Origin of the sequence: Geobacillus thermopakistaniensis (assembly GCF_000498995.1) — a bacterium.
GTDB lineage: Bacteria > Bacillota > Bacilli > Bacillales > Anoxybacillaceae > Geobacillus > Geobacillus thermoleovorans.
The window spans coordinates 16,057-32,241 of sequence record NZ_AYSF01000062.1 but is presented as its reverse complement, the minus strand read 5'-3'; the positions used below and the strand labels follow the sequence as shown (position 1 = coordinate 32,241).

The following is a 16,185-nucleotide window of genomic DNA, read 5'->3' as shown; positions in this document are numbered from 1 at the left end:
ACAAACATATAAAAAAATGGCCGAAAAACATCCGACCGTGCGCCAGCTGTATGCGCAAAAATTGATGGAAAAAGGGATCATCACCGAGCGGGAAGTCGACGAAATGGAGCAAGAGGTGGCCGAACGGCTGAAAATCGCCTACGAACGGGTGCCGAAAAACGAAGACGAGCTCGATTTCATCATGGATCCGCCCAAACCGGTCGTCGATCGGCTGCCGGCAGTGAAAACGGGCGTGGCGAAAGACGTGCTCCATCGTGTGAATGAAGAATTGCTGCAGTTTCCGGACGGATTCAACGTCTTTAACAAGCTTGAGCGCATTTTAAAACGGCGAAGCGGCGTGTTTGCGCAAAACGGCAAAGTCGATTGGGCGCACGCGGAAATTTTAGCGTTTGCCACGATTTTGCAAGACGGCGTGCCGATCCGCTTGACCGGGCAAGATTCGCAGCGCGGCACGTTTGCGCAGCGCCATTTGGTGCTCCATGACGTGAAAACCGGAGAAGAGTATGTGCCGCTTCACCACATCAGCGGCGCCAAAGCGTCGTTTGTCGTGTACAACAGCCCGCTGACGGAAGCCGCCGTGCTCGGCTATGAATACGGCTACAACGTTTACGCGCCGGAGACGCTCGTGCTTTGGGAAGCGCAATTTGGCGACTTCGCCAACATGGCGCAAGTGATGTTTGATCAATTCATTTCATCCGGCCGGGCGAAATGGGGGCAAAAATCCGGGCTTGTCATGCTATTGCCGCACGGCTACGAAGGGCAAGGCCCTGAACATTCAAGCGGCCGCGTCGAGCGCTTTTTGCAGCTGGCGGCGGAAAACAACTGGACGGTTGCCAACTTATCGACGGCCGCGCAATATTTCCATATTTTGCGGCGGCAGGCGGCGCTGTTGACAAGAGAAGAAGTGCGTCCGCTCATCATCATGACGCCAAAAAGCTTGCTCCGCCATCCGCTGGCGGCGTCGGATGCGGAAGCGTTCGTTGACGGTGCGTTCTCGCCGGTGCTCGAACAGCCGGGATTGGGCGCTGACGCTGGCAAAGTGGAACGCATCGTGTTTGGCACCGGAAAATTGATGATCGATTTGGCGGAACAAATCGGCAAAATGGAAGGTCTTGACTGGCTGCATATCGTGCGCATTGAAGAGCTGTATCCGTTCCCGGAAGAAGCGGTGAAAGACATCATCGCCCGCTATCCGAATGTCAAAGAGCTCGTCTGGGTGCAAGAAGAACCGAAAAACATGGGGGCATGGCTGTATATGGAACCGCGCCTGCGGGCGTTGGCTCCAGAGGGTGTCGATGTCAGTTACATTGGGCGGCGCCGGCGGGCCAGCCCGGCGGAAGGCGATCCGGTCGTCCACCGAAAAGAGCAAGAGCGCATCATCCGCTGTGCATTGACGAAGCATGAATGATGACTACGGAATATTTGAGGAGGGCATCAACGTGGCTGAGATCAAAGTCCCAGAGTTAGCAGAATCCATCACGGAGGGAACGATCGCCCAATGGCTGAAAAAACCGGGCGACTACGTGGAAAAAGGAGAATCAATTTGCGAGCTTGAAACGGATAAAGTGAACGTGGAAATTATGGCAGAAGAGTCGGGTGTTTTGCAGCAGCTGCTGGCCAATGAAGGCGATACGGTTGCGGTTGGCCAAGCGATCGCCATTATCGGCGAAGGAGCGGCAGCACCGACTGCCGCTTTGCAAGCTGCTCCGCAGCCAGCCGATGAAACGGAAACGGTCGCGCCGGCCGACAGCAATGAACAGCCAGCGCCGCAGCCAGTCGCGGTTGCCCAGGCGCCGAGCCAGCGGCCAATCGCCTCTCCGGCCGCCCGGAAAATGGCGCGTGAAAAAGGGATCGACTTGACGCAAGTGCCGACCGTTGATCCGCTTGGGCGCGTGCGCAAACAAGACGTCGCCTCGTTTGCCGCACAACCGGCCGCCGCCCCGCAGCCGGCTCCGCAAGCCGCGCCGACGTCGACGCCGGCCGCCGTTCCAGCCGCTGAGGCCGGCAAGCCGGTCATCCGCGAAAAAATGTCGCGCCGTCGGCAAACGATCGCCAAACGGCTGCTTGAAGTGACACAAACGACCGCGATGTTGACGACGTTCAACGAAATTGACATGTCGGCGGTCATCGATCTGCGCAAGCGGAAAAAAGATAAATTTTTCGAAGAGCATGACGTCCGCCTCGGCTTTATGTCATTTTTCGTCAAAGCGGCTGTCGCTGCGCTGAAAAAATATCCGTACGTCAACGCGGAAATTCAAGGCGATGAAATTTTGTTGAAAAAATATTATGATATCGGCGTCGCCGTGTCGACGGACGAAGGGCTTGTCGTTCCGGTTGTGCGCGACTGCGACCGGAAAAACTTCGCTGAAATTGAGCGCGACATTGCCGAATTGGCAGCGAAAGCGCGCAGCAACAAGTTGTCGCTTGCCGATTTGCAAGGCGGTACGTTTACGATCACGAACGGCGGTGTGTTCGGTTCGCTTCTGTCGACCCCGCTTCTCAACGGGCCGCAAGTCGGCATTTTAGGGATGCATTCGATCAAACTGCGTCCGGTCGCCGTCGATGAAGAGCGGATCGAAAACCGTCCCATGATGTACGTCGCCTTGTCATACGACCACCGCATCATCGATGGCAAAGAGGCCGTAGGGTTCTTAAAAACGGTGAAAGACTTGATCGAAAATCCGGAAGATTTGCTGCTTGAAAGCTGATTAGGAAGGAAAAGGGTAGCCTGCGATGCGCAGGCTCTTTCTTTTTCCCCGCCTTTCCTTGATCGGTGAATGATTTTCCATGTCTTACGGAACACTACCGGAAAAAAGGGGGGAATTTGATGCCAGAGCGTGGACGAAACGATCACCCGCACATGTTTTACCGCGACGGCGCGCGTGAAAGCGTCATCAACGATCCGACCGCCGACGGCGCCGAGGCGATTGGGGTGCGGACTGATGCTGATCCGATGAAGGATGCCAATCCGAATTCGTTTCACGTTGACCGCCTTAATGTCGAGGAAGGGATGAAACGGTTTCAGTCGTTTTTCGAAGAGAGGTGATCCGCCCAGCGGATCACTTTTTTCGCTGATCGAAAGAAGGAAAATGACGAATGATCGCGAATATAATTACTTAACACCCATTCTTTTGTTGGAGGGATGACGATGGAACTTGGATTGGCGGGAAAAACGGCGCTTGTCGCTGCCTCGAGCCAAGGGCTTGGCAAGGCGATTGCGCGAGCGCTTGTGCTTGAAGGAACAAACGTGATGATCACGAGCCGAAACGAAGAAAAGTTGCACGAAGTGGCGGAAGAATTGAACAGTTTACATAAGGGACGCGTCGCTTATACGCGCACAGATGTCACCAACGCCGACGACATTCGCCAGCTTGTCGCCAAAACGGTCGAGACGTTTGGGACGATCGATTTGCTCGTCAACAACGCCGGCGGCCCTCCGGCGGGAACGTTTGAAACGGTGAGCGACGAAGACTGGCAATATGCGTTTGAGCTCAATTTGTTAAGCTATATTCGCCTCATTCGCGAAGCGCTCCCTTACTTAAAGAAAAAGGGAGGAAAAATTGTCAACATCGCCTCATCATCGATTAAAGAGCCGATTCCGGGGCTTATTTTATCCAACACGTTCCGCACTGGCATCGTTGGGCTGACGAAAACGCTTGCTGTTGAGCTGGCTCCGGATGGCATTTTAATCAATACGGTGGCTCCTGGTCGGATCGCGACGGAGCGCGTCGCCTTTTTGGACAAAGTGAATGCCGAGAAACTCGGCATTACGAAAGAAGAAATGGAAGCGCGCATGAAAAGCGCCATTCCGCTCGGCCGCTACGGAACCCCTGAAGAGTTTGCCAATGTCGTCGTCTTCTTGCTGTCCGAAGCGAATTCGTACGTTACTGGTCAAGCGCTCATTGTCGATGGCGGCATGGTGAAGGCGATTTAAGGCAAACCGACAGGAGGGAAGACCGGATGAAAACGATCGGATTCATCGGCCTTGGCGTCATGGGGAAAAGCATGGCGCGCCACTTGCTGAAGGCGGGCTATCCACTTCTAGCTTATACACGCACAAAAGAAAAGGCGGAAGACTTGCTTCAAGAAGGAGCGGTTTGGAAGGAAACGGTTGCTGATTTGGCGCGGGAGGCGGATGTCGTCATGACGATGGTTGGCGATCCGCGCGATGTCGAGCAAGTGTATTTCGGCGAGGGTGGCATTTTGGAGAATGCGCGGCCGGGAACATATGTCATCGATATGACGACGTCAACGCCGACGCTCGCGCAATCGATTTACGAGGCGGCCAAGCAAAAGGGCATCCATGCTTTGGACGCCCCGGTGTCCGGCGGCGACATCGGCGCGCGCGAAGGAACGTTGACGATTATGGTCGGCGGTGATGAGGACGTCTTTTTGGCGTGCAAGCCGATTCTCGAGCGGCTTGGCACGAACATCGTGCGGCAAGGAGGAGCTGGAGCCGGCCAGCATACGAAAATGTGCAACCAAATTGCCATCGCGACGAACATGATTGGGGTGTGCGAGGCAATGGCGTATGCGAAGCGGGCTGGTCTTGATCCATTCAAAGTGCTTGAAAGCATCGCCAAAGGGGCAGCCGGCAGCTGGTCGCTGAGCAACTTGGCGCCGCGCATGTTGTCAGGAGATTTTGCTCCTGGGTTTTACGTCAAGCATTTCATTAAAGATATGAAAATTGCGCTTGAGGAAGCCGAGCGGATGAACTTGCCGCTGCCAGGCCTGGCGCTCGCCAAGCAACTGTACGAAGAGTTGGCGCAAGCCGGTGAGGAAAACAGCGGCACGCAAGCGCTATACAAGCGGTATGTTAAGGCGTAATCGGGGCGGTTGTTCGCCCTTTTTTATCTTCTCTGTCTTCTCAGCGAAGCAGGGGAGATGGGAAGCGCAAATTCGGATGTATTTATCGAAAAATATTGAATATTTCATCTTGTAGAGGTATAGTAAAAGTAGAAACAACATACCAACCGGTTAGTATAAAAGGGAGGGGAGCATATGGACTTTTCTTATTCACCAAAAGTGAAAGAGTTGATCAAAAAATTAAGCGCTTTCATGGAGGATTACATTTATCCGAACGAGAGGGTGTATGAGGAGCAGCTGAACACACAAGAGTCGAGATGGTCGGGCGTGCCGCCGATCATCGAAGAATTGAAGGAAAAGGCGAAAAAAGAAGGGCTTTGGAATTTGTTTTTGCCAGACAGCGAATACGGCGCGGGATTAACGAATGTGGAGTACGCGCCGCTTTGCGAAATAATGGGCCGCTCGCTCATCGCCCCGGAAGTGTTCAACTGCAATGCGCCCGATACGGGCAATATGGAAGTGCTCGTCCGCTATGGCACAGAGGAGCAAAAGAAAAAGTGGCTCATCCCGCTCTTGAACGGAGAAATCCGCTCGTGCTTTTCGATGACGGAGCCGGATGTCGCGTCGAGCGATGCGACGAACATTCGCGCTTCGATCGTTCGCGACGGCGATGAGTATGTCATCACCGGACGGAAATGGTGGTCGTCTGGCGCCGGCGACCCGCGCTGCAAAGTCGCCATCGTGATGGGAAAAACGAACCCCGATGCGCCAAAACATGAGCAACAGTCGATGATCATCGTTCCGCTTGATACGCCGGGCGTGAAAATCGAACGGATGCTGCCGGTGTTCGGCTTTGACCATGCGCCGCACGGGCATGCCGAAATTACGTATGACCATGTGCGCGTGCCGAAAGAAAACATCATTTGGGGCGAAGGAAAAGGGTTCGCCATCGCTCAAGGCCGGCTTGGCCCGGGACGGATCCACCATTGCATGCGCCTCATCGGAGCGGCGGAGCGAGCGCTTGAACTCATGTGCCGGCGCGTACAGTCGCGGGTGGCGTTCGGCAAGCCGCTCGCTGAACACGGCGTCATCCGCGAGTGGATCGCCCAGTCGCGCATTGAGATCGAGCAGGCGCGCTTGCTGACGCTAAAGGCGGCGTACATGATGGATACGGTCGGCAACAAAGCGGCGCGCAAAGAAATTGCGATGATTAAAGTGGTGGCGCCCAATGTCGCTTTGAAGGTCATCGACCGTGCCATTCAGGCGTTTGGCGCCGCTGGGGTGAGCAACGATTTTCCGCTTGCCGCCATGTGGGCGAACTCGCGCACGCTCCGTCTGGCCGATGGGCCGGACGAAGTGCATAAAGAGCAAGTTGCCAAGCTTGAATTGCGGCAATATCAACAATAAGGGAGAGGAAGTGGTCGTATGCATGTGTTGGACTTATTTAAAATCGAGGGGAAAACCGCCATTGTCACTGGCGGTGGGCGCGGGCTCGGCGAGCAAATTGCCGTCGGTCTTGCCGAAGCCGGGGCGAACGTCGTCGTTTGTTCGCGGAAAGTGGAAGCGTGCGAGCAAGTGAAAGAAAAGCTTGAACAGCTCGGCGTCCGTTCGCTGGCGCTGCGGTGCGATGTGACGAATCCGGAGGAGGTCAAACATGTCGTCGAAACGACCGTCAAAGAGTTTGGCGGCATCGACATTTTAGTCAACAACAGCGGAGCGACGTGGGGAGCGCCGGTCGAGGAAATGCCGCTTGAGGCATGGCAAAAGGTGATCAACGTCAACGTTACCGGCACGTTTCTCATGAGCCAGGCGGTCGGCAAGGTGATGATCGCCAAACAAACCGGCGGTTCCATCATCAATATCGCTTCCGTCGCTGGCCTTGGCGGCACGCACCCGGACATTTTAAATACGATCGGCTACAACACGAGCAAAGGGGCGGTTATTACGTTTACGAGGGACCTAGCAGCCAAATGGGGGAAGCACGGCATTCGCGTCAACGCGGTGGCGCCGGGCTTTTTCCCGACGAAAATGTCAAAAGTCGTTCTTGAACGCGTTGGGAAAAAAGTGCTCGAGCATACGCCGCTCGGCCGCTTTGGCGGCGAAGATGACTTGAAAGGGGCCGTCTTGTTTCTCGCTTCCCCGGCGTCCGCCTTTGTCACGGGCGCGCTCCTCGTCGTTGACGGCGGCAGCCATGCGACCGGCATTTAATTAAAAAAGGGGGAAACGCAAATGAGCGAAAAACGGGCGTTGTCTCTTTATCCGGAACACATTTCGTTCTATATGGATATTCCCGACAAAACGGTATGCGATGTACTGCATGAACGAGCGGCGGAATTCGGCTCCCAGCCGGCGCTGACATTTTACGACAAGACGATCACCTATGCCGAGCTTGAGGCGGCGGTCAACCGTTTCACCTCAAGCCTGCAGGCGCTTGGGGTGCAAAAAGGCGACCGCGTCGCGATTATGCTGCCGAACTGCCCGCAGTATGTCATCGCTTACTACGGCATTTTGCAGGCGGGCGCGATCGTCACACAAGTGAACCCGATGCTTGTTGAGCGCGAACTTGCCTATTTGCTCAAAGACTCCGGCGCCGAGACGATCGTCATTTATGAACCGCTTTATCCGCGCCTTGCCGCCGTCAGAGGGGAGACAGCCGTCAAACAAGCGATCACTGTCAGCTTCGGAGCGCCGCCATCCGTTTCGCTGGCTGAAGGAGATGTCACGTTTGACGAATTTCTTGCTGCAGGAAGCGGAGCTGTGCGCCCGGTGTCGATCGAATCAACGCATGACGTCGCTGTGTTGCAATATACTGGCGGGACGACAGGGCGCTCAAAAGGGGCGATGCTCACCCATCGCAACATTTTCGCCAACGTCTTGCAATGCGCCGAATTTTTCAAAGGGACATTTGAGTTCGGGAAAGAGCGATATTTAACTGTCATCCCGTTGTTCCACGTGTTCGCGATGACGTCGGGAATGAACTTGGCCATTTACCAAGGAGCGGAAAACATTTTGCTGCCGCGCTTTGAGCTGAAAGAAGTGTTGGAGACGATTCGCGACAAGCAGCCGACCGTGTTTCCAGGCGTGCCGACGATGTATGTCGCTATTACAAATACTCCTGGAGTCGAGCAATACGGCATCAGTAGCATTAAAACGTGCAACAGCGGCAGCGCGCCGATGCCGCTTGAATTGATGCGTGATTTCGAAGCGAAAACGGGAGCGGTTATCCTTGAAGGATACGGCTTGTCCGAAGCCTCGCCAGTGACGCATTGCAATCCGCCGTTTGCGGCGCGCAAGCCGGGCACGGTCGGCATCGGCATGCCGCTGACCGAGTACAAAGTCGTCGATGTGGCGACTGGCACGCAAGAGCTGCCGCCAGGCGAAGTCGGCGAGCTGATTATCCGTGGACCGCAAGTGATGAAAGGCTATTGGAACATGCCGGAAGAAACGGCGGCGGCGCTGCGCGACGGTTGGCTGTACACCGGGGATTTGGCTTCGATCGATGAGGAAGGGTATGTGACGATTGTCGACCGGAAAAAAGATTTGATCATCGCGGGAGGATACAACATTTATCCGCGCGAAATCGAAGAAGTGCTGTATGAGCATCCAGCGGTGAAAGAGGCGGCGGCAGTTGGTGTGCCTGATCCGTATCGCGGCGAAACGGTGAAGGCGATTATCGTTTTAAAAGATGGAATGCAGGCAAGCGAAGAAGAAATTCTTGCCCATTGCCGAAAAAACTTAGCGGCGTACAAAGTGCCGCGCATTGTCGAGTTCCGTGCCGAACTGCCGAAGACGAACGTCGGGAAAATTTTGCGCCGCGCCTTGCGTGAAGAAGCATCCCACTCGCAATAACGGCGCGGCTTTCGGCCAAGTCCCAAGCAGGCTTGGCCGTTTTATGGTACAATAGCTGGCAGCGACTACATTTTAGGCAAGAGGTGTAAAAACATGAAGGAGAAAATTATGGCTGCCAGCATTGAGCTGTTTGAACAAAATGGGTTCAGCGAAACATCGATCCAAGACATCGTTGACGCCCTCGGGGTGACAAAAGGGACGTTTTATTACTATTTTACAAGCAAAGAAGAACTGTTGATGGATATTCACCTTCGCTACATTGAAGGGCTGCTTGACGAAGAGGAGCGCATTATAAGCGATAAACAGCGCCCGTTGCGGGAGAAGCTGTATGACATTATCTTCATGCTCATTCATAATGTCGAGCGGCAAGGAAGGGAAGCTCGCATTTTTTTTCGTGAAATGAAGCATTTGAGTGAGGAGCATTTACAAAAAGTAAAAGAAAAGCGCGATTTGTTCCGCTATCGGCTGCAGTCGTTGATTGAGGAAGGAATGAAAAGCGGTGAACTGCGCTGCGATTTGTCACCATCGATCGCCACGCTTACCGTTCTTGGGGCGGCCAATTGGAGCTACCAATGGTTTCGTCCGGACGGCGAGCTGACCGATGCCGAGGTGGCGAAGCAGATGGTGGAGATCCTGCTTGATGGCATGAGCGCGCCGTCTGTCTCGAAAGCCGAGTGAAAAGAGAGACAAACAAGTTTGATCCGAGGTGTGTCGATGGATGCTGTTCGTGCGGCGGCAATGGCGCGCTTGAATTGTTGACCAAGGGGGAGAGGGAGATGACAGCGATTATTCCAGTGCGCAAGGGGGAAGAACTGCCGGCAGGGAAGCTGGCCAAGTTTTTGCGCACGGTGCTGCCGGACATGCCGGATGGGGAGCTCGAGATCCAGCAATTTTCCGCCGGCCGGTCGAATTTGACGTATTTGCTCCGCTGTGGGGAGTGGGAGGCGGTGCTGCGCCGGCCGCCGTTTGGCCCGGTGCCGCCGAAAGCGCACGATATGAAGCGGGAGAGCACGTGGCTTTCTGAAATCCATCCGCTGTTCCCGCTCGCCCCGAAACCATTCTATTTTTGTGAAGACGAATCGGTGATCGGCAGTCCGTTTTTCGTCATGGAGCGGCGGCATGGCGTCGTGATTGACAGTGATTTTCCCGATGGCATCACTCCGACGGAGGAGGTTTGCCGTGGCATTTCCGAGACGATGGTCGAGACGCTTGTCCGTATCCATCAAATTGATTATACGAACACACGCCTCGTTCAGATGGTAAAGCCGGATGGGTTTATGGAACGGCAAGTGCACGGATGGATCCAGCGCTATGAGCGGGCCAAGACGGATGATATTCCGGAAGCCGAGGCGCTGATGAAGTGGCTCGCTTCTCATATTCCACCGCAGCGCGAAGCAACCGTAATCCATTACGATTTTAAGCTGAATAACGCTTTGTTTGCCAAAGACGACATCACCAAAATGGTTGGGCTGTTTGATTGGGAGATGTCGACGGTCGGGGATCCGCTTGCCGATTTGGCGGTGGCCATGAGTTATTGGATTGAGGAAGACGATCCTCCACTCATTAAAAGTGGGTTTGGCCGCGCGCCGGTCACCGTCCGTCCCGGTTTTTATACGCGCGAACAGTTTATTGAGGCATATGCCAAAAAAAGCGGCCGTGATGTGTCCGATATACACGTTTATTTAACGTTTGCCTACTTTAAATTAGCGGTCATTTGCCAGCAAATTTATTACCGCTACCGCCGCGGACAGACGAACGATGAGCGGTTTCGCCATTTTGGCCAGTTTGTCGAAGCGCTCATTGAGCATGCATGGCAGCTGGCGACAGGACGGTGAGGCGGCGTGATGACAAAAGTGCATGTCGTGCTGCGCAAAGAAGACATTGATGAGATGGCGCTTGCTGATCGAAAGGTGGCTGTCGTGTTCGATGTTTTGCTTGCCACCTCGTCGATTACAGCAGTTCTCTCTGCCGGCGCTCGTTCGGTGATCCCGGTGCGCGATGCCGAGGAGGCCAAGGAGATCGCGCTTCGCTTGCCAGAGGGCAGCTATGAGCTCGTCGGCGAATACGAAGGGCGGACGATCGCCGGTTTTCATCCGCCGGCGCCGCTGTTTTTGCAAACGGTTTGTCCAGGGAAAACAGTCGTGCTATCGACGACCAATGGCACGGTGGCGATTCGCAGAGCTCAGCCAGCCCGTGCGGTGTACGCGGCGAGCTTGCTGAACAGCCCGGCGGTCAGCGAGCATATTTGCCGTTTACATCAGGAAGAGACGATCATTGTGATTTGTTCCGGCTCGTCGGGCCGTTTTTGCCTAGAAGACTTTTATGGCGCCGGCTACTTTGTGCACTGCTTGATCGAGCAAGGGATCAACGCGGCGGAGCTGTCCGACAGCGCGACGGCCGCATGGTTCTTTTACCGGCAATATTCAGATGAAGGAAAGGCGAAAGAAGTGTTGTCTGCCTCGCGCGTCGGCCGTTGGATGACGGCGTACGGCTTGGAAAAAGAAATCGACTACATCAACCGGCACGGGTCGCTTTCTGCCGTTCCAAAACTTGAGCTGGGGCCGTTCGGCCTGGAACTGCGCAATATGGCGTCGACAAAAGTAACGAAAGAGGGGATATCGCCATGAAATTTGTCCAATTCGTTGAATACGGTGGACCGGATGTCTTGCGTGTTTGCGAAGGCGAACGTCCGAAACCCACGGGGCGGCAAGTCGTGATTGAAGCTGAAGCGATCGGCGTCAACTATGCGGATACAGCCCGACGGGAAGGCCGCTATGTTGTGCCGACGCCGCTTCCGTTCATCCCTGGGACGGAAGTGGCCGGCGTTGTCCGTGAAGTTGGTCCGGAGGTGCAAACGGTCCTCCCGGGGCAACGCGTCGTCGCGTTGATCGAATCCGGCGGCTACGCTGAGTTTGTCGCCGTCGATGAACGGGCGGTCGTGCCGCTTCCGGATGGAATGGATGCCCGGCAGGCGGCGGCCTTGCCGGTGCAAGGGCTAAGCGCCTACCATATTCTCAAAACGATGGGCCGCTTGGAAGAAGGGGAGACGGTGCTCGTTCATGCCGCAGCCGGCGGCGTTGGGACGATTGCCGTCCAATTGGCGAAACGGTTCGGCGCCAAAATGGTCATCGCCACGGCAAGCACGGAGGAAAAACGAGCGCTCGCCAAACAGCTTGGCGCTGATGTCACCATTGATTATACAAAAGACAGCTGGGCTGCGGACGTGATGGAGGCGACCGGTGGGCGCGGCGTCGATGTCGCTTTGGAAATGGCGGGCGGCGATGTCTTTCATCAGACGCTCGATTGCCTTGCTCCGTTCGGCCGCCTGGTCGTATATGGGGCGGCGAGCGGGGAAATGACGCGTCTCAATCCAGTCCGGCTGATGGCGAAAAACTGGTCAGTGATCGGCTTTTTCTTGCCGCAAATCATGAAAAAGCGGGCGTTGTACGAACAAAGTTTGCGGGAATTGCTCGCGTGGGTGCAGGAAGGAAGCCTGAAGCTGATGATCGGCGGCGTCTACCCGCTTGAGCAGGCTTCTGAAGTGCATCGGCTGCTGCAGGGGCGGAAAACGCATGGCAAGCTATTGCTTGTGCCATAAGTAAAGAAGAGGGGGCTGACCCAAAAGGCTGTCTGCCTTCAGGGTAGACACAAAATATAGTGCGGAAGAATCGATTGCGGAAATGAGAGTGAAAACAAGGAAAATTCGTAGACACAAAATATAGTGCGGAAGAATCGGTCAGTGCGTATATATAGAGACGAAAGAGGGTGTCCCGATCCTTTTGGGACACCCTTTTCTTGTATATTCCCCTAAAGCCAATGGTGAACAAAAGTCGAAAGAAAAGCAGCCTTTTTCTTATGGGGGCATGGCGGCCTAAACCGATACGATTTTTGAAAACCGTTACGGTCTGCGGCGCTTCGTTTGGATATACCGCTCGAGCCGGTCGAGCCCTTCTTTGAGCACATCGAGCGAATAAGCGTACGACAGGCGGACATGGCCTTCACCGTATTCGGAAAAGGCGCTGCCGGGAACGAGGGCGACCCCGGCGTTTTCGACGACATCGAGGGCAAAATCAAACGAAGACATGCCAAAGGCGGCGATTGACGGAAACAAGTAAAAGGCTCCATCCGGCTTCTCAACCGGCAGCCCCATGGCGGTGAGACGATGATAGGCATACTCAAGCCGTTCGGCGTAAGCGGCGCGCATCGCCTCGGCGTCGTGTTTGCCGGCGGTCAGCGCCTCCACCGCCGCTTTTTGGCTGATCGATGACGTGCACGAGACGCTGTATTGGTGCACTTTCACCATTTGTTCAACGGCGAACGCTGGAGCGAAGACAAACCCGATGCGCCAACCGGTCATGGAGTGCGATTTGCTTAAACCGTTGATGACGATCGTCTGCTCCGGCAGCCACTCGGCGATCGAGTGATGGCGGCCGCGATAGACGAGCTCGCTGTAAATTTCATCGGAAACGATCCAAATCGGCCGTCCTTTCAAAAGGGAAGCGATGTTCTCAAGCTCTTCGGCTGACAGCGCCGTCCCGGTTGGATTTGATGGGTATGGAAGAACGAGGCAGCGCGTCTTTTCCGTCAAATAAGGCGCAATGAGCTCAGCCGACAGACGGAAACCGTTTGGCCTTGTGTCGATGTACACCGGTTTCGCCCCGCACAGGCGAATGAGCGGTTCATAGCCGGGATAGACTGGTGCGGGAAGAAGCACTTCTGTCCCTTCTTCTAAAATGGTGCGAAACGTAATATCAAGCGCCTGGCTGGCGCCGACGGTGGCGATGACTTCATCCGGCGTGTAGCGAAGGCCGTACTTGTCAGCGACGAATTGGCAAGCCGCCTGGCGCAGTTCCAGCAGGCCGGCGTTCGCTGTATACGTCGTGAAATCGGCGGCGATCGCCTCCTGAGCGGCTGCTTTGACATGATCGGGCGTTGGGAAATCAGGCTGGCCGATCGTCAAGGAAACAAGTCCCGGCCGGTCGGCGACAAGGTTGAAAAATTGGCGGATGCCTGATAACTGAATGGCTTGAACACGTGGTTGAATGAGGTGTTTCACGGTTGTCCACCTTTCTTTTTTGTTTCTATTGTACCATTGGCGAGGAAAACGAAAAAACAAAAATGAGCCCCTTTCCGTCCAGATTGTTCCCACAAACGGAAATGGGGCTCACTTGGTCATCGACGATTCACTTTCCAACTTCGTTCGCTCCTTTTACGCGCCGTATTTTTTCAACAGGTCGTTATATTGGGCGGAAAGCTTGAAAAACAACGGCTTGTTGCCGGCCGCGAGCGCTTCATCAATTTGTTCCATCAGTTTTTTTCTTTGAAACTGGAAGATCGCTTCTTTCAGCACTTGTTCGGCCATCGGCCCGTAGCTGCTTTTTTCTTCCGGCTGGTTGAACAAAACGGCGCCTTCATTCGGGTATTGTTTTTCGTACATGATTCAGTCCCTCCCATATGGGAACGAAACAGTTCCCTTTCTTATATTATCGTCGTTTTTGATGCTAATGTAAAGAAAATTTAGATAAATATTTTTTGTCAATTTTTTCTCTACATGATTTTTATACCCGTTTTTTGTTGGGACTTAACAGTTTTTCGGTTATGATAAGAGGAGAACAAGGCAAAGGTGATGGCGATGATTCGCACGTGTGTCGTGACAAAAGAATTTGAGATTTTGTATGATGTTGACTTAACGCTTGTCAACAGCCCGGACGTCTCATGGTATTGGGTTGACTTTCATGAGCCGACGGATGAGGAATCGGCGCTGCTCGCCTCCTTTTTCCGTTTTCACCCACTGGCGATTGAAGACTGTCTCGAATATGTGCAGCGACCGAAGCTCGATTTTTATGACCGCTACTTGTTTGTTGTGCTTCATGCCATTGCCGGGATGACGCTGGAGGCTGAGGAAGTCGATTTGTTTGTCGGGCAAAATTTCATCGTTTCGTTTCATAAGTCGGCCATTCACGCGGTCGATGAGGTGTGGGAGCGATTGAAGCATGAAGAAGATGTTCAGCAGGGGCCGTTTCACGTCATGTACCGGCTGATCGACAAGCTTGTGGATGATTATTTTCCACCGCTTTACCATATTGAAGACGTGCTGAACGATTTAGAGGAGAATACGAACAATGAACCGATTCACGACATTATTGAAAAAGTGTTTGACATCCGCGGCGATTTATCGAAGCTGCGCCGAACGATCGTGCCGATGCGCGACTTGTTGTACCGCATCATCCATTCCGACCGGCTGCAGCGCATGAAAGAACGGCAGCTGTACTTTCATGACATTTATGATCATTTGCTGAAGCTGTCGGAAATGATTGAGACAAACCGAGAAATTACCGCGGATATCCGCGACAGCTATTTATCGCTCAACTCGAATCGAATGAACAATATTATGATGACATTTACAGCCATTACGACCATTTTCATGCCGCTCTCCTTTATTGCCGGCATTTATGGGATGAACTTTGATTATATGCCTGAATTGCACTGGAAGTACGGATACTTTGTTGTATTGGCTGCCATGGCGGTGATCGGCATGACGATGTTCGTCTGGTTTAAGCGCAACGGCTGGTTTCAGTTGTTGAAAGGCGACTGGGCGAAGGAGGAGCGGGAGCGCCGCCAGTAGCCGTATAAAACGGGCTGTTCCCCTCATATATATAATTACATAATGACGGCAGCGTAAGCGCGAAGGAGGGGAACCGATGGCAAGAGGAATTTGGGGAGTCGACTCGGCGCAAGCCGTAACGGATCAGCTGTTTCAATGCGTGCGGACGGAGCTTGGCTATCCGAAATTTTGGGGCCGTTATTTGTCGGAAGTGCCGAACGTGTCCGAAGGGTTGACACGCGACGAGATCGCCCGCATCCGCAGCTATGGCGTGAAGGTGCTGCCGATTTATAACGCCTTCCGCGAAGCGGTCGGCTATGCGAACGGTCAGGTGGCGGCGCGCAACGCGGTGTTCCATGCGCGGCGGCTCGGCATTCCGAAAAATAAACTGCTGTTTGCCAACATCGAAGACTTTTTCGCTGTGGATGCCGCTTGGATCGCTGCTTGGGTGGAAACGCTCTATCCGACCGGATACCGGCCGGGGCTGTACGCGGACCCGACGAAAGGGGATTTCGCCGCTGCCTATTGCGAGGCGGTCAGCCGGAACAACCAAGTGGCGGTGCAGGCGGTCATTTGGAGCGCCGCACCAAGGCCGGGAACGACGAAAGAGCAGAAAGCGCCGCGCTATCAGCCGGCTGCCCCGCCTTGCAGCGCGAATGTCTGGGTGTGGCAGTACGGGCGTGATGCAGAAGTCTGCCCGGTTGACACGAATTTAGCTGACCGACGCCTATTGGACTTTTTGTATTGAACAAAGCCGTTGCAAAAAAAGGCAGCGGCTTTTTTATNTTTTTCGGCGCTGTTTTGCCTTGCAGCGCGAATGTCTGGGTGTGGCAGTACGGGCGTGATGCAGAAGTCTGCCCGGTTGACACGAATTTAGCTGACCGACGCCTATTGGACTTTTTGTATTGAACAAAGCCGTTGCAAAA

The 16,185-nt window shown here is 54.3% G+C and carries 15 protein-coding genes and 2 pseudogenes; 15 read left to right on the top strand and 2 right to left on the bottom strand.

What is annotated here, in order from left to right; genetic code table 11:
* The 12 genes and pseudogenes from T260_RS126515 to T260_RS126570 form a co-directional block, all read left to right on the top strand.
* A partial coding sequence (locus T260_RS126515) for a 2-oxoglutarate dehydrogenase component E1 family protein (RefSeq protein ID WP_023634207.1) occupies window positions 1-1,408 on the top strand: 1,408 nt, incomplete at its 5' end.
* A 31-nt stretch (window positions 1,409-1,439) separates the two neighbouring features.
* Window positions 1,440-2,708 carry a 2-oxoglutarate dehydrogenase complex dihydrolipoyllysine-residue succinyltransferase gene (gene odhB / locus T260_RS126520; protein ID WP_011230524.1) on the top strand — a complete coding sequence of 423 codons (1,269 nt, stop codon included), beginning with the start codon at window positions 1,440-1,442 and terminating at the stop codon, window positions 2,706-2,708.
* Window positions 2,709-2,827: 119 nt separating this feature from the next.
* Entirely contained in the window at window positions 2,828-3,046 is a 219-nt protein-coding gene (locus T260_RS126525) for a hypothetical protein (RefSeq protein WP_011230525.1), read from the top strand.
* Between the two features lie 102 nt (window positions 3,047-3,148).
* Entirely contained in the window at window positions 3,149-3,934 is a 786-nt protein-coding gene (locus T260_RS126530) for an SDR family oxidoreductase (RefSeq protein WP_011230526.1), read from the top strand.
* 17 nt (window positions 3,935-3,951) lie between these two features.
* Window positions 3,952-4,827, top strand: a pseudogene (locus T260_RS126535) (NAD(P)-dependent oxidoreductase); the annotation flags it as partial.
* 174 nt (window positions 4,828-5,001) lie between these two features.
* Window positions 5,002-6,213 carry an acyl-CoA dehydrogenase gene (locus T260_RS126540; protein ID WP_011230528.1) on the top strand — a complete coding sequence of 404 codons (1,212 nt, stop codon included), beginning with the start codon at window positions 5,002-5,004 and terminating at the stop codon, window positions 6,211-6,213.
* 18 nt (window positions 6,214-6,231) lie between these two features.
* Window positions 6,232-7,014 (top strand): SDR family oxidoreductase, encoded by a 783-nt coding sequence (locus T260_RS126545; RefSeq protein ID WP_011230529.1) that lies wholly within the window; start codon window positions 6,232-6,234, stop codon window positions 7,012-7,014.
* A 21-nt stretch (window positions 7,015-7,035) separates the two neighbouring features.
* On the top strand, window positions 7,036-8,655 hold the full coding sequence (locus T260_RS126550) for a long-chain-fatty-acid--CoA ligase (RefSeq protein ID WP_011230530.1): 1,620 nt from the start codon (window positions 7,036-7,038) through the stop codon (window positions 8,653-8,655).
* Between the two features lie 93 nt (window positions 8,656-8,748).
* On the top strand, window positions 8,749-9,333 hold the full coding sequence (locus tag T260_RS126555; RefSeq protein ID WP_023634205.1) for a TetR/AcrR family transcriptional regulator: 585 nt from the start codon (window positions 8,749-8,751) through the stop codon (window positions 9,331-9,333).
* 98 nt (window positions 9,334-9,431) lie between these two features.
* Complete coding sequence (locus tag T260_RS126560; protein ID WP_011230532.1) at window positions 9,432-10,490, top strand: phosphotransferase family protein; 1,059 nt, start codon at window positions 9,432-9,434, stop codon at window positions 10,488-10,490.
* A gap of 9 nt (window positions 10,491-10,499) precedes the next feature.
* Complete coding sequence (locus tag T260_RS126565) at window positions 10,500-11,282, top strand: 2-phosphosulfolactate phosphatase (RefSeq protein WP_014195328.1); 783 nt, start codon at window positions 10,500-10,502, stop codon at window positions 11,280-11,282.
* On the top strand, window positions 11,279-12,253 hold the full coding sequence (locus T260_RS126570; protein WP_014195329.1) for a quinone oxidoreductase family protein: 975 nt from the start codon (window positions 11,279-11,281) through the stop codon (window positions 12,251-12,253). The genes T260_RS126565 and T260_RS126570 overlap by 4 nt, the downstream gene beginning before the upstream one ends.
* A 300-nt stretch (window positions 12,254-12,553) precedes the next feature.
* On the opposite strand, the gene T260_RS126575 is transcribed toward T260_RS126570, so the two are convergent.
* Complete coding sequence (locus T260_RS126575) at window positions 12,554-13,711, bottom strand: aminotransferase A (RefSeq protein WP_031212926.1); 1,158 nt, start codon at window positions 13,709-13,711, stop codon at window positions 12,554-12,556.
* Window positions 13,712-13,864: 153 nt separating this feature from the next.
* Entirely contained in the window at window positions 13,865-14,092 is a 228-nt protein-coding gene (locus T260_RS126580; protein WP_011230536.1) for an IDEAL domain-containing protein, read from the bottom strand.
* A 189-nt stretch (window positions 14,093-14,281) separates the two neighbouring features.
* On the opposite strand from T260_RS126580, the gene corA reads away from it, so the two are divergent.
* The 3 genes and pseudogenes from corA to T260_RS1000000141000 all read left to right on the top strand — a co-directional run.
* Window positions 14,282-15,280, top strand: coding sequence for a magnesium/cobalt transporter CorA (gene corA / locus T260_RS126585; RefSeq protein ID WP_020278637.1), 999 nt, complete (start codon window positions 14,282-14,284; stop codon window positions 15,278-15,280).
* Window positions 15,281-15,356: 76 nt separating this feature from the next.
* The gene (locus tag T260_RS126590; RefSeq protein ID WP_011230538.1) at window positions 15,357-16,007 is read left to right on the top strand and encodes a glycoside hydrolase domain-containing protein; all 651 of its coding nucleotides are present in this window, start codon (window positions 15,357-15,359) and stop codon (window positions 16,005-16,007) included.
* A gap of 47 nt (window positions 16,008-16,054) precedes the next feature.
* Window positions 16,055-16,168, top strand: a pseudogene (locus T260_RS1000000141000) (glycoside hydrolase domain-containing protein); the annotation flags it as partial.
* Between the last annotated feature and the right edge of the window lie 17 nt (window positions 16,169-16,185).